Annotated in this window: 10 protein-coding genes and 2 pseudogenes; 3 read left to right on the top strand and 9 right to left on the bottom strand. The window is 66.7% G+C overall.

All coding sequences use genetic code 11. The annotated features are described in order from the left end of the window. Positions 1–116 (top strand): annotated as a pseudogene (locus tag E1165_RS30650) (transposase); the annotation flags it as partial. Here E1165_RS30650 and E1165_RS05905 read toward each other — a convergent pair. From E1165_RS05905 to E1165_RS05870, 9 genes are all read right to left on the bottom strand, one after another. Then, positions 95–1,273: a family 43 glycosylhydrolase gene (locus E1165_RS05905; RefSeq protein ID WP_132388490.1), complete on the bottom strand. Its 1,179-nt coding sequence runs from the start codon at positions 1,271–1,273 to the stop codon at positions 95–97. The pseudogene E1165_RS30650 and the gene E1165_RS05905 sit on opposite strands and share 22 nt — an antisense overlap. 488 nt (positions 1,274–1,761) lie before the next feature. Beyond that, positions 1,762–3,213, bottom strand: a complete 1,452-nt coding sequence (locus E1165_RS05900) for a cellulase family glycosylhydrolase (protein WP_132388488.1) — start codon at positions 3,211–3,213, stop codon at positions 1,762–1,764. Positions 3,214–3,299: 86 nt separating this feature from the next. Then, entirely contained in the window at positions 3,300–4,571 is a 1,272-nt protein-coding gene (locus E1165_RS05895) for a carbohydrate-binding protein (protein WP_243704604.1), read from the bottom strand. 502 nt (positions 4,572–5,073) lie between these two features. After that, positions 5,074–5,424, bottom strand: a complete 351-nt coding sequence (locus E1165_RS30645; RefSeq protein ID WP_371687305.1) for a transposase — start codon at positions 5,422–5,424, stop codon at positions 5,074–5,076. Positions 5,425–5,596: 172 nt separating this feature from the next. After that, positions 5,597–7,867 carry a carbohydrate-binding protein gene (locus tag E1165_RS05885; protein ID WP_132388486.1) on the bottom strand — a complete coding sequence of 757 codons (2,271 nt, stop codon included), beginning with the start codon at positions 7,865–7,867 and terminating at the stop codon, positions 5,597–5,599. Between the two features lie 14 nt (positions 7,868–7,881). Next, a complete protein-coding gene (locus E1165_RS30335; RefSeq protein WP_256370640.1) occupies positions 7,882–8,016 on the bottom strand; it encodes a hypothetical protein in 135 nt (44 codons plus the stop codon). A gap of 415 nt (positions 8,017–8,431) precedes the next feature. Continuing rightward, entirely contained in the window at positions 8,432–9,217 is a 786-nt protein-coding gene (locus tag E1165_RS05880; protein WP_207916641.1) for a carbohydrate ABC transporter permease, read from the bottom strand. Between the two features lie 104 nt (positions 9,218–9,321). Further along, positions 9,322–10,266: a carbohydrate ABC transporter permease gene (locus E1165_RS05875; protein WP_132388482.1), complete on the bottom strand. Its 945-nt coding sequence runs from the start codon at positions 10,264–10,266 to the stop codon at positions 9,322–9,324. Positions 10,267–10,274: 8 nt separating this feature from the next. After that, positions 10,275–11,630, bottom strand: a complete 1,356-nt coding sequence (locus E1165_RS05870; protein WP_132388480.1) for a sugar ABC transporter substrate-binding protein — start codon at positions 11,628–11,630, stop codon at positions 10,275–10,277. A gap of 310 nt (positions 11,631–11,940) precedes the next feature. Here E1165_RS05870 and E1165_RS30640 point away from each other — a divergent pair. Together E1165_RS30640 and E1165_RS05860 are read left to right on the top strand one after the other, a co-directional pair. Then, a pseudogene (locus E1165_RS30640) lies at positions 11,941–12,713 on the top strand (beta-galactosidase). 20 nt (positions 12,714–12,733) lie between these two features. Then, complete coding sequence (locus E1165_RS05860) at positions 12,734–12,955, top strand: Beta-galactosidase C-terminal domain (protein ID WP_165945153.1); 222 nt, start codon at positions 12,734–12,736, stop codon at positions 12,953–12,955. Positions 12,956–13,197 lie beyond the last annotated feature (242 nt).

Genomic DNA, 13,197 nt, shown 5'->3' with positions numbered 1-13,197 from the left:
AGGACGCCGCCATCGGCGACTACATCCGCTGGCGCAACCAGCACGCCAGACCGAAAACCAGATTCGCCACCGGATCCAAGATCCGCCATCCGGATTACCCGTTCAAGGCTGCATGACGGGGCACTAGCCCGGTGGCCATGCGGAACTGCGACTCGGCCAGGTTCGTCATATCCGCGTCGATTCGCCCGCGGAACGAGACGTGCCGGATGAACCGGTCCGGGAAGTTGTACGACCTGAACCGGTACGGCGTCGCCCCGTCCGGCACCGGGGTGCCGAAGTTCGGTGTGCCGTCGGCGTTCCAATACAGCTTCTGGATCCGGGTCCGCCGGTTCGGGTCGTTCAGCGGGTCGCCGCTGATGTCCCTGTAGCTGCGGTCGTGGTAGACCAGAATGTCGCTCTGCCCGTCCTCGGAGACCGTGAACGAGTTATGGCCCGGGCCGTACTGGCTGGTCGCGGCGTTGGTCCTGAACACCGGCTGCTGCTTCTTGCTCCATGACGCCGGGTTCATCAGGTTGCTGGACGCCGACGCGGTCAGCATCCCCAGGCAGTAGTTGCTGTCCGTGGCGCTGGCCGAGTAGGTCAGGAACACCTTGCCGTTGCGGATGAGCACCGACGGGCCTTCGTTCACCTTGTACCCGACCGTCTCCCACGACAGGGTCGGCACGCTGAGCCGTACCGGAGTGCCGGAGATCGTCCACGGGTTGCTCATCGGCGCCAGGTACAGGTTGCTGTTGCCGCTGATCGCCGGGTCCTGCTGGGCCCAGGACAGGTAGCGGGTGCCGTTGTGCGAGAAGGTGGTCGCGTCCAGCGAGAACGTGTCCAGGTGGGTGACGATGCGCCCCTTCTCGACCCACGTACCGGTGAACGGGTCGGCGCTGCTGTTCTCCAGCACCCACATCCGGATCCGCCAGATGTCGTTGCTGCGGCCCGCGGCGAAGTAGATGTACCACTTGCCGTTGATCAGGTGAATCTCCGGCGCCCAGATGTGCGCACCCATGTCACCGCTGGCGTTCTTGCGCCAGATCACCGACTCGCTCGCGCTGGCCAGTCCCTGCAGCGTCGTCGCCCGGCGCAGGATGATCCGGTCGTACTCCGGCGCCGTCGCGGTGAAGTAGTAATAGCCGTCGGTGTGCCGGAAGATGTGCGGGTCGGCCCGACGCGCGATCAGCGGGTTGCTGTACGTCACCGCCGGTGACGCCGACGCTGCGGATACGTCCAGCAGGCTTGCCGCCGCGCCCAGCGCGGGTACCGCGAGGAAAGTACGTCTACGCATCGATAACTCCTCCCTCAGGCGTTGTAGCTGCCACTGCTGGCAGTTGTTCAGCCAGCTCCGCTGGCGTTCGTCGGCTACGTCGGCGTGGCCACGTTCGCGACCTTGCCGCTGTTGACGTACGCCGACGGCGTGGCCACGGTTTCCGCGACACGGGCGGCAGGGCCGATCCCGTGCTCCGGCTGTCAATGTCGCCAGCGCGTCCGCGGCACCGCTGGCCGGATTCAACGGGGGCCGCGGACGCGCCGTCCTTTCCAGGGGTCGGGTCGGGTTTCGCAGGCGGTGGTCAGGCAACCGTGACTGCGACAGGACGTCAGGCGGCGCCGACGTGGAGGTAATCCACATTGGGTCGCCCGGATGACGCGGTGGGATCCAACCGGATGGTGTTGCTGCCGCCGTTCAGCGAGACGGTCAGCGTCTTGGTAGCCCAAGTCGTCCATGCCACGGAACCCGAAGGCGGTCGAGCCATTGGCGGCCAGCGACCCGCCGCTTTACGTCAGTTCCAGGTAGTCGAGGTTCGGCAGGCCATTGGCTGTGGTCGGATTCAGCCGGATCGTGTTGCTCCCCGCCCGCACCGGCACCACCACCGTCTTCGTGGTCCAGCCGGTCCAACCCCCCGTGCTCTCGAACGACACGGCTTGTGCCATCGACCCGTTCACCACCAGGTCCGCCGGCCGCGCTCCGGTCGTGCCATTGGCGAATCGGATCCCTAACGTTGCCGTACCCGCGCTCGCCGCGTCGATCGTGAACTGAGCGAACGCCCCCGTCGTGTTATCACCGTTACAGAACCCGGTCCCCGAGTATCCCGACCAGTTCGAGTCGATGGAGCCCGTACACACTGCCGGGGAGGTCTCCGCCTCGTACCGAGGCGTCGTCGGCCGGTCGGAGCCCCAGCCGTGCCTGAGGCGGTCGGCGCCGGTGGAGTTGCGGATGCTCACGCTCAGGTTGGTGCCGCTGCCGTTGAGCGCGAACATGGAGTACCAGTCGTAGTTCTGTCCGGCGGTGATCTTGCCGCCCAGCGCGGGCCAGTAGATTGAGCCCATGCGCAGGTCGCGCAGGGAGTCGGTGTCCGCGCGCAGGTACCGGACGAAGTTGTCGGTGCTGCTCGCGTTGTTGTAGTTCAGGCCGGTATCCATCGGCGCACCGAACTCGGTCAGGATCGCACGCGAGGCGCAGTTGCCCAGCCGTTCCCGGAAGCTCTGGACCCAGCCGGCGTAGTCCTTCGTGCCGTAGAAAAACGCGTAGTGGTGGTAGGACAGCAGCGTCCCGTTGAGCCGGCTGTCGGCACAGACCGGCCTGATGTCCTGGCTGTAGCCGGTGCCGCCGACGAGGATCCGGCCCCTCGGGATCGACGGGCGAGCGTTGATCCACGATGCGGCGAGGTTCGTCCACTCGGAGGCGCTGTAGCCGTGGGGTTCGTTCATCGGCTCGAAGTAGACCAGGCTGTTGGAGCCGTACTGGGTAGTCACGGTGTTCCACATCGAGTTGAACGCCGCCGTGTTGGTGATCCGGCCGCCGGCCGCCGCTCCGTCCTCCCAGTAGGCGAGAATGACCTTGAACCCTCTGGCGGTCGCGGCGTCGATGGTGCCCCGGTAGGCGTTCCACCACGACGAGCTGACGGTGTGGGTGTTGACCGGCAACCGGACGGTGTTGACGCCGAGTTGGCTCGCGAACCCGCTGTAGACGGCGTCCGCCTTGGCTCGTACGGTCGCGTAGCTGTCCGATTGGTTCAGCCCGTCGAGGACGAGGGGAACCTTCTTGAAGTTGTCGCCGGGCACGGCCCAGTTCACGCCCCGGAACTGGCTGGTGTCCGCGCTGGCCGGTGATGCGCTGGCTACGACGACGACCGGCAACACGGCCAGTGCGCTCAGAATGCCAACCAGAACGCGGCGGCGGGAACGAGGGCGAGCTGGCGCAAAGTCCTTGGTACAGGTGAATGGCATGACGTTGACCTATCTCATCAATGCTTGCTGGTGAGCGCCGACGGCTGTTGCCGGCAAACCTCGCGGTTGTTCGCGTGGGGAGCGGGCTACCGGACGTCGATGAAGTCGACATTCGGTAGTCCGGCCGCCGTCGTGGAAACCAGCCGGACGGTGTTGCTGCCAGCGTTCAGCGAGGCAGTCAAGGTCTTGGTGGACCATGTGCTCCACGTGCCCGTGCTCTCGAAGGAAACCGTCGCCACCGTGGATCCGTTGACGACCAGGCTCGCCGGGCGCGCGCTGCTGGTGCCGTTGGCGAAGCGGACTCCGAGCGTTGCCGTGCCGGCCGCCACCGCGTTCACCGTGAGTTCGGAGTAAGCGCCCGCCGCCGCGCTGCCGTTGCAAAATCCGCTGCCGGAAAAGCCGGTGTGGTTGGAGTCGATCGTGCCCTGGCACACCGCCGGCGGGTTTTCCGCCTCGTACCGCTGCCCCGGCGGCGTGCCGAGGTTGGCTTCCCATCTGGTGTTGGGGCCGGCTGCGTCGGAGGGGAGGCGGTCGCGGGCGGCGGTGTCGCCGTACATGCTCCAGCGTGCCCAGTCCACGACCGTGGCCGGGAAGCGGCTGTCACTCCAAAAGCTGGTGTGGCTGCCGCCGACGAAGGTCAGAAACGCTTTCGGTGCGGGCATCTCCGTGTAAGCCTGCCGCGCCGACGAGTACTGCGTGGTCGAGTCCCGATCGCCGTGAACGAACAACACCTTGGCTTTGACCGAGCTGGCTGGGTTTCCCATGTCGACACAGGACTGTGGGTTGGCCGAGATAATCCGGCTGTCCGGCCAGGAGGTCAGCAGACCGTGCGTGGTCATGCCGCCCAGCGAGTGTCCCGACACGCCCACACCGATGCTGGTGTTGATGTGCCCGGCAAGCGGCCCACTGCCGTTGAGGGCCAGGGTCCGGGTCAGGATCTCCGAGACATCCTTGGAGGTGTTGCCGTTGTTGACATCACTGAAGTTGTGCTGGAAGTGCGGGGCCGGCACGATGAACCCGGCCGCGGCCAACGCCCGGATGATGAACAGCGAGTTCTGCGGACTGCTGCCATAGCCGTGGGTAAAGTTGTAGACCGGAAACACGCCCGCGGCGACGGGGGCGTCGGCGACGGGGTTCCCACCCGGGGTGCCGGTCGCCGGATAGTAGACATACGTGGTACACGGACGGCTACCCCGCGTCCAGTTGTACCGGCGCACGCCTACCCTGAACGGCGTGGTCGGCGCGGTGTCCAGGGCACCAACCGGTGCGGCGTGCGCCTGCCAGCCACCAAGCAGGGCCGCGCCTCCCACGGCCACCGCACCCGCGGCACCCGCCTTCAGAAACGTCCGTCGTTGCATCTGCACAATGACTCCTTCGTGGGGTTAGACAGTTCGGCGGTACGGCCGCCCAGGTGCCGGCGTAGCGGATCGGGCACGCCACGTCCGGCAGGCCGACGGCCTGGCGCTATCTCTGAGGTGGTCGCAGACCGTCCAGCCGCGATCGGCTGGGGTCTTTGTGCTACTCGTCGCGGTTCGGTGCGCGTGAGAACGCGGCCGGATTGCGGGGCGGGATTTGGCTGTCACCCGCTAGACCGGCTTGGCGTAGTGGGATTGCCGCAACGCGATCGCTTCACGCCTGTCAACGCGGCGTGATCACATGCCTCCTTGACCGTCGGGCGGCTCGGTCCGCGGTCGGCCCCGGCCAGCGCGGCCCTTGCCAGAGTTAGTTCGCCCATTGCTGTGAACGCTCACATCGATATGTATCGATAAATGTTACCGCCGGACAGCTAGTTGTCAACAGACGACGCCAGCTCACCGGCCCGGCCTGCACACCACCGGACAGCTCCTTCTGCACCTCGCGTCACAGCGGGCTCCGGCAGCGTGCTGATCGGCACGGCTGATGGTCGAGTCCACGCTCAGCGTCCACCCCATTCAACCCGACCGTGTCCGACCGAGCCGGCAACAAGGCCAGGAACCGGGCCCAGACGCCGTCACGCTGCCCCGGCGAAACCATCGATACGAGGTTTGCCACCGCGGATACACCGACGGCATCCCGCCACGGTGAGCCGGTCCGCACCCGCCACCGAATCCCGTCGATGAGTGCTCTCAATGTCCATCTGCGCGGCCGATCACGACCCGCTCCGGCCAGCGGCAACGACTCAAGGACCACCCACCGCCCATCGGTGAGGCCGTGTCGCCTCGCGGCCGCCACGCTCGGCACGAGGTCTCCGGTGTGAAGTTCCAGCTTGGCCGCTGAACCAACTACCGGAGACCTCTTCAGTTACCGATCACCGCCACGCCGCAACATCAACGCTCTACGAAACACGGCCCAGGGGTGCCCGTTGGGGCGCGCCGGCCGCTGGGCCGGCGCGGCCCCAACGGAGTCAGCGGACGTGGATGTTCGGTTGCGGCGGGGTGGTCATGCCGTTGCCGAGGAAGAAGCTCGGGTGCGGCGGCTGGTTGTAGGTGGTGTTCTGCCAGGCGACCGCGACGCGGTACTGGGCGTCGTGCAAGAGTGTGTAGATGCGCCGGTCGGTCTGGATGGGGGTGGAGTAGATGCGCAGGGCGTTGTTGTCGTCACGCGGCAGGATGATCTCTTCGCGCCAGTCGCCGAACAGGTCACCCGACAGCGACGGAGTGGATTTGCTGCCGTTGACGGAGTGGGCGCCGGAGCCGGTCATGAGGCGGGTGTCGCCGCCGGTGCCGTACTTGTCGACGTAGTTGCCGTTGAGCAGTTCCCGGATCGGGTCGCCGTCCCACCAGGCAAGGAAGTTGTAGCTGCTCGGGTTGCGACCCACGTTGGTGCCCGAGGCGTTGAGCAGGTTGCCCAGTCCGGTGCCGGTGCCCCAGAATTCGGCGCCGGCGTTACCGGCGTAGATGTCACCGGCCACACCACGGGCCGGGCCCTCGCAGCCGCAGGAGTTGTTCCTCTGCAAGATGACCGAGCCGTTGTTGGCGTCCCGTAACGTCGCCGCCGGGCTGGAGCTCGACTCGTGGATCATCCAGATCTCCTGGCCAGGCCGGCTGGGGACGAGGTCGCCGACGTGCAGCGCGTCGCCGTGACCGTAGAAGCTGGTGGTGTAGCGGCCGGTGCCGTTGGCGTTGATGGTCATACCGCCGAAGATGATCTCGTCGGTACCGTTACCGTCGACGTCGGCGATGGACAGCGAGTGCGCCCCCCGGCCGGTCCACTGACTACCGGCCGTGCGGGAGTCGAACTTCCACCGCAGTGACAGTTGACCGTTGCGGAAGTCGTAGGCCGCGATCGCGGTCTTTTCGTAGTAGCCGCGGCTCATGATGAGAGTGGGACGCTGACCGTCGAGGTAGGCGGTCCCGGCCAGGAACCGGTTACCGCGGTTGCCCTTGGTGTCGCCCCAGTCGGCGATGTTGCCCCGGGCCGGTTCGTAGTTCACCGTCGAGCGCACCGCACCGGTAAGCCCGTCGAACATCGTCAAGAACTCCGGTCCGGCGTTGACGTGCCCGGTCGAGTTGCGGTGCAGGGCGTTGGCGTCGCCGATCACCTGTCCGGTGCCGGAGCGGGTCCCGTCGGCGGTCTTGACCGCCATCTCAGCCCGGCCGTCGCCGTCGTAGTCATAGACCTGGAACTGGGTGTAGTGGGCGCCGGCCCGGATGTTACGGCCCATGTCGATGCGCCACAGCCGGGTGCCGTTGAGCCGGTAGGCGTCGATGTAGACGTTGCTGGTGACCCCGTCCTGGGCAGGGTCCTTCTGATCTGAGGGGTCCCACTTGAGGAAGATCTCGTACTGGCCGTCGCCGTCCGCGTCACCGACGCTGGCGTCGCCGGCGGTGTAGTTGCTGCCCGGCCGGGAGATCGGCACGTCCAGGTAGTTGCCGCCGGCGAACCGCAGCGAGGCCTCCGACGCCGCCTGCTCGACCCCGTTGACGACCGCGCGGACCGTGTACGACGCGTCGGCCGCGGCGCCGGAGTCCAAGTAGTTGGTGGAGTTGGTGATCGGCGACGAGTTCACCTTCGTCGAACCGCGGTACACGTTGAAGCCCGTGTTCGCGGCCTCGGTGCCCAGCAGCCGCCAGGAGACTAGGTTGCCGCTGCCCGACCGCACGCTGATCAGGCCGCGGTTCAGGTCCTCCATCTGCTTGCCCGATCCGGGCGGCGGCGAACTGGGCGGTGGCGACGTGGGTGGCGAGCCACCCACCTCGAAGTCGACGTAGTCGATGTTGGCAAGGCCATTGGCCGTGGTCGGGCTGAGCCGGATCGTGTTGCTGCCGGCGTTCACCGATACGGTCAGCGTCGTGGTGGCCCAGGTCGTCCACGCGCCGGTGCCGTTGAACGCGGCACCCGACTGCGCGACCGCGCCGTTGACCAGCACGTCCGCCGGACGGTTGCTGGTCGCGCCGTTGGCGTACCGCACCGCTACGGTGGCCTCCCCGGCGACGGACGCGGTCACCGTGAACTGCGCCACCGCCCCGACCGCGTTGTTGGCGTTGCAGAATCCAATGCCGGAGTAGCCGGTGTGGTTGGACTCGATGACACCGTCACATGTGGAGGGTGCGGTTTCAGCCTCGTAGCGGGTCGCCGCCGCGGAAGCCGCCGCGGCGGTGAGCACCCCTGCGCCCGCCACCGCTATCACCGCGCCGGCGGACAGCAACGCGACGCGTTGTCTGCGTGGAAACATGATGATCTCCAGAGTCAGGTGATGGCGAAGCCCATCACGGGCTGTGCGGGTGGGTATTGGGGGTGGCCGGCGTTCCGCCGCCGATGAAACCGAACGTCGTCGATCCCGACGTCCGCGTCCTTGACGAAGGCCGCGCGTTGCATCGACACGATGACTCCTTCGTGGGATCCATTGGGTACCTCAACCGGCCCCGCCCCACCGGCTACCGCTCGCAGCGGATCAGGACACGCCAGCACCGGCACGGAAACGGCCCAAGCGTTCGGCGGGCAGCTGCGTCCGTGGTCGGCCGCTCAGGACAGTGTGGCCCTCGTTCTGGTGCCCTGATGAGAACGTGCCGCGAGCGCTCCCATTCATATATATCAATAGTGTCACCGTCAGACAGCTACTTGTCAATCGACAGACGTCAGCGCGCTTGCTGAGTGCCGGAATGCCGATCACGCTCTCCACCTGCCCGAACGACGTCAACGGTCCGCCTGACGTCACCACGAAGCGGCGTCCTTGGACGCGGCTGGGACGTGGTCGACCCGGGCGACGAAGACGTCAACGGTGTCGGTGCGTCGTGAGTTATCCCTTCACACCGGAGCTGAGGACGCCGCGGATGAAGTAGCGCTGCGCGAACAGGAAGATGACCAGAACGGGTACCACGTAGAGCGTGGCGGCGGCCGCTTGCAGCGTGGTGTCGGGGTTGCCGTGCGGGTCGCGGTAGAACGCCGAGATGGCCACGGACAGCGTGGTGTGGTCGGGGTCGAGGAAGAGGGCGGGGGCGATGTAGTCGCCCCAGATCCAGGTGAACGAAAGCAGGAACGAGGTCACCAGCACGGGCCGGGACAGTGGCAGGAAGATCTGCAGGAAAATCCGGCCGTATCCGCAGCCGTCGATGACCGCCGCGTCCTCCAGCTCCGCGGGGATGGCGGCGAAGAACTGGCGGAACAGGAACACGAGGTACGGCGAAGCGGCGAGGCCCCACAGCACCCACGGCCAGTACGTGTTGACCAGCCCGACCCGCGCGAACAGCACATAGGTGGGAATCAGCGTGAGGATCTGCGGCAACATCATGGTGGAGAGCAGCACCATGAACAGAGGACGCTTGCCCCGCCCGCGTAGCCGTGCGAAACCGAAGCCGACGGCCGCGCTGGAGAAGGTCACCAGCACCGCGTACAGAAACGACAGGAAGAGCGAGTTCCCGAGGTACGCCGTAAAGTTTATTTCGGTGAGCGCCTGTGTGAAGTTTCCCCATTGCGGATCTTCCGGCAGGATCTTCGCCGGGATCGTGACCCACTCCGTCTTGGTCTTCAACGCGGCGAGCACCAGCCAGGCGAACGGTCCGGCGAACAGCACCGCCAGCGTCATCAGCAAAAGGTAGGTACCCACCGCGTTGGCCCTGCGCCGGGGTCGCCGCGCCGGTGCCGGCGAGGCCGGTTTGATCGCCGGGCGTGCGGGGTCACGGACAATCGTCATCGTTCGCCCTCGCTGTCGACCTGGTAGTGCACCCACAGCCGGCTGGACCGCAGCACCACGAGGGTGATGGCCAGGATGACCACGAAGAACACCCAAAGCATGGCGGAGCCGTAGCCGTACCGGTTGTTGTTAAAGAACTCCTCGTAGACCTGCACCATGTACAGGTGGGTGCTCTGCGGCACCAGGGCCACCGAGCCGACCTGGTTGGACTCGGCGAGCAGCAGCGGCTGGATGACGATCTGGAAGGACGCGATGATGCCGGTGACCACCTGGAAGAAGATGACCGGCGAGATCATCGGCACGGTTACGTGGCGAAACACGTGCCAGCGGCTGGCGCCGTCGACGACCGCCGCCTCCTCCAGCTCGGCCGGCACACCCTGGAGAGCGGCGAGCATGATGACCATGCCACCGCCCAGTCCCCACAGGGTGAGGATGATCAGCGCGTAGAACGCGTTCGGATCGACCAACCAGGCGGTCGGTCCCACGCTGACCCTCTCGAGTATCGCGTTGAGGATGCCGGCGTCCCGGTTGAAGATGAGCTTCCACATGATCGCCATGGCCACCACCGGCACCACCGAGGGCAGGAAGAAGATCGTCCGGAACAGACCGACGGCCTTCAGCCGCCGGTTGAGCAGCACGGCCAGGCCCAGCCCGCCGCCCACCATCAACGGCACCGTGATCGCCGTGTACGCCAGCGTGCGGACCAGGCTGGCGATGACGTCCGCGTCGCGTACCAGCTCGGTGTAGTTGCGCAGGCCGACCCAACGCCACCGGCTGTTGCGGCCGTTGAAGTTGGTGAAGCTGACCAGCAGCGCGTACCCGAGCGGCAACGCGGTGAGCAACGCGAAACCGAGGACCCAGGGCGAGACGAACAGGTAGAAGGTCCGGCTGGGATACCGCGACCAGCGCCGCCGCCCGCGTCCCGCCCTTTCCGCTTCCATGGCGACCACTATCCGATCTGATCCTTGCCCTGCTTGAGCAGTTTGTTGATCTCGTCGGTGATCGCCTTGCCGGCGGCGTCGACGGTGATCTCCTTCTTGATCGCGCGGGTGATGTGCTTGTCGAGCACGGGCAACCAGCCGCCCCCCGTTATGTATGGCGAGTCCGGCAGTTGCGCGACGTGCGGCAGTTCGGCCTGCGTGGTCTGGTAGGCCTGCTTCTGATACGGCAGATCCTGCGGCAACAGCGACAGTTGCGACTTCAGGCCCGGCAAGCCCCACCCACTCCCGGCCCGCTCCTCCGACGGTGGCCCGGCCATGAAGTACTCCATGAGCTTCCAGGCCTCGTCCTTGTGCCTGGCCTTGGCCGGGATCATGGCCCCCCAACCGACGTACGTTGGGCTGATCCGCTTGTCGCCCATCACCGGCGCCGGCGCCATCGCCACGCTGTTCTTGATTTCCTCGGACTCCTTGACGAAGTTGCCGCCGTACCAGTAGCCGTCCTGGGTGATCGCCATCCGCTTGGCCAAGAACAGCGACAGGTCGGCGCCGTCCGGGGCCGGGTCGAGGGTGGTCGGCCCGACGCCCGCCTGCCCGAAGTCGACGTACCACTGGATGGCCCGCCTGGCCTCCGGCGTGGTCATGTCGGTCTCGGTCAGGTCGGCGTTGTAGACCTGCCCACCTTGCTGAAGGATCATCATGAAGATCGGTGAGGACAGTCCCCACGCCCACTCCACGCCGAGGCCGTACACCTGGGTCTTGCCGCCGCTCTTCTTGGTCAGCTTCTTGGCGATCTCCAGCAGTTCGTCGTACGAGATGGGCTCGGTGGTGCTCAGCGGCGGGATCTTGGCCTGCTCGAACAGCGCCCGGTTGTACCAGAGCGTCGCGTCCTGGCTCCAGTCCTTGGTGATGCCGTAGTACGGACCCTGGCCGGTGCGCGTGCCGTCCCAGCGGAAGCTCTCGTTGACCGCCATCAGGTTGTCCTTCTTCAGCACCGTGCTCTTGTCCAGGTACGGGTCGAGCGCGGTGGTCAAGCCCTGGGCGTTGCTGGCGGCGCTGCCCACCGCCGGCGCGCGGACGAAGTCCGGCGGCTCGTTGGAAGCCAGCATCGCGTTGAGCCGCGTCTCGTCGTACTCAATGAAGCTGATCTTGATACCGGGGTGCTTCGCCTCGAAATCGGCGATGTGCTCCTTGGTCAGCTCGTTGTTCTTGTACATGACGGTGAGCGTCACGGTCTTGCCGTCACCGGACGAATCACCACCCGAACTCGCGTCACACGCGCCGAGCAGCGGCACACCGAAGGCGCCGCCCGCGACGAGCGCCGAACCGGTGAGGAAGCGGCGCCGGCTGATGTCTCTATCGAGCATGGAGCTCTCCTCCGTTAACCCGGCGGAAATATTTTGTGAGCGTTCACAATGTTCGCCTCACCTCGCGCGTGTGTCAATACGCACACCTGTCGGTCCCGTAAGCGTTGAGTGTTGTGTCATGATGACGGGCATCTCTGTGGGCGCGCAGAACCTGGAGGCCTACGAACGGCGGCACGCGGGCGCTGCCCCGCCTCGGGAAGATCGGGTATGGCGGGACCACAACCCCGAGCAGTGGCCCGAGCCGGTGTGGCGCGAGGACGTGCGGCGACCACCCGGCACTGGTCTTGTGGCACGCGCACAATGAGTACGGCTGAGCCACCTCGTCCTGCTACTGCGAGACCTCGGCAACCGCCTTCCGCCACTGGCTGCGCGCGCGCTCGACGCGCTCAACACCGCGTGGGGCACCACCTTCTGGGGCCAGCGGTACGGCGACTGGACCGAGATCGACCCGCCCCGCCTCGCGCCGCCTGGCGTCAACCCGACCCAGCAGCTCGACTTCCTTCGGTTCTTCTCCGACGAGTTCCTGGCGTGCTTCCGCGCCGAGCGCGACGTGCTGCACCGGATCGCACCGGGCGTACCTGTGACGACCAACTTCATGGTGCCCAACTGCAAGTGGATGGAGTACTGGCGATGGACGGCCGAGGTGGACGTCATCTCCAACGACCACTACCTGCAGGCCGAGCGGTCCGACAACCACATCGAGCTCGCCATGGCGCCGACCTCACCCGGTCCGTGGCCCGGGGCCGGCCGAGGCTGCTCATGGAACACTCGACCGGCGCGGTCAACTGGCAGCCCCGCAACATCGCTAAGGAACCCGGTGAGATGCGCCGCAACAGCTTTGCCCACATCGCCCGCGGCGCCGACTTCGCCCCCTTCTTCCGATGGCGGGCGTCCCGCTTCGGCGCGGAGAAGTCTCACTCCACGATGCTTCCCCACTGCGGCACCAGCGCCCGGATGTGGCGCGACGTCGTGCGCCTGGGCACAGACCCGTCTAATCAGGACGAGCTGGTCGGCACCAGGGTCGTGCCGGACATCACCATCGTCTGTGCGCGGGCACCGCCTGGTATGTATCCACCCGCCTGAACGGCCGCGACCACGACGCCGTGCTGGCCGAGGCCGGGCTGGTCCCCCGTGACGGCGTGCCGGACGACGTGGAGCTGGTCCACCGGGCAGGCGACTCCGCCAGTTACATCATCGCCATCAACCACATCGACCGCGACGTAAAACTGGCCGCGACCGGTAAGGAATTGATCACCGGCGCCCCGTGCCACGAGGACAGTACCGGTACCACCGGAGACGACCGCGTCCTGCGCACTGCTTCGTGAGCTTGGGCCCGCGCGCAGAACGCGCGCGGGGCCCGGACGCGACCGAACCGGCACGACGACCAGGGCAGCCGCGCGGTGAGGACGATGGCCCTGGCTCCGGCGCGGCGGGTGAGCGTTTGCCGAGAAGGGTGCACCTCATCGCCTCCTGCGATGCGGGGGCGGCAGGGCGGATCCCGTGATACGGCTGTCAGAGTCGCCGGAGCGTCCGCGGCGCCGCTTGCCCGGATCCAGCGGTGCCGCGG

It is taken from the genome of Micromonospora sp. KC723, from assembly GCF_004348595.1.
Lineage (GTDB): Bacteria > Actinomycetota > Actinomycetes > Mycobacteriales > Micromonosporaceae > Micromonospora.
The sequence above is the reverse complement of the archived record's forward strand: the minus strand, read 5'-3'. Positions and strand labels throughout refer to the sequence as shown.

Bases quoted from the DNA above. Each gene is read 5' to 3' on its own strand.
- E1165_RS05905 (WP_132388490.1), bottom strand. From the start codon at position 1,273: ATGCGTAGACGTACTTTCCTCGCGGTACCCGCGCTGGGCGCGGCGGCA.
- E1165_RS05900 (WP_132388488.1), bottom strand. From the start codon at position 3,213: ATGCCATTCACCTGTACCAAGGACTTTGCGCCAGCTCGCCCTCGTTCC.
- E1165_RS05895 (WP_243704604.1), bottom strand. From the start codon at position 4,571: ATGCAACGACGGACGTTTCTGAAGGCGGGTGCCGCGGGTGCGGTGGCC.
- E1165_RS05885 (WP_132388486.1), bottom strand. From the start codon at position 7,867: ATGTTTCCACGCAGACAACGCGTCGCGTTGCTGTCCGCCGGCGCGGTG.
- E1165_RS05880 (WP_207916641.1), bottom strand. From the start codon at position 9,217: ATGACGCTGGCGGTGCTGTTCGCCGGACCGTTCGCCTGGCTGGTGCTC.
- E1165_RS05875 (WP_132388482.1), bottom strand. From the start codon at position 10,266: ATGGAAGCGGAAAGGGCGGGACGCGGGCGGCGGCGCTGGTCGCGGTAT.
- E1165_RS05870 (WP_132388480.1), bottom strand. From the start codon at position 11,630: ATGCTCGATAGAGACATCAGCCGGCGCCGCTTCCTCACCGGTTCGGCG.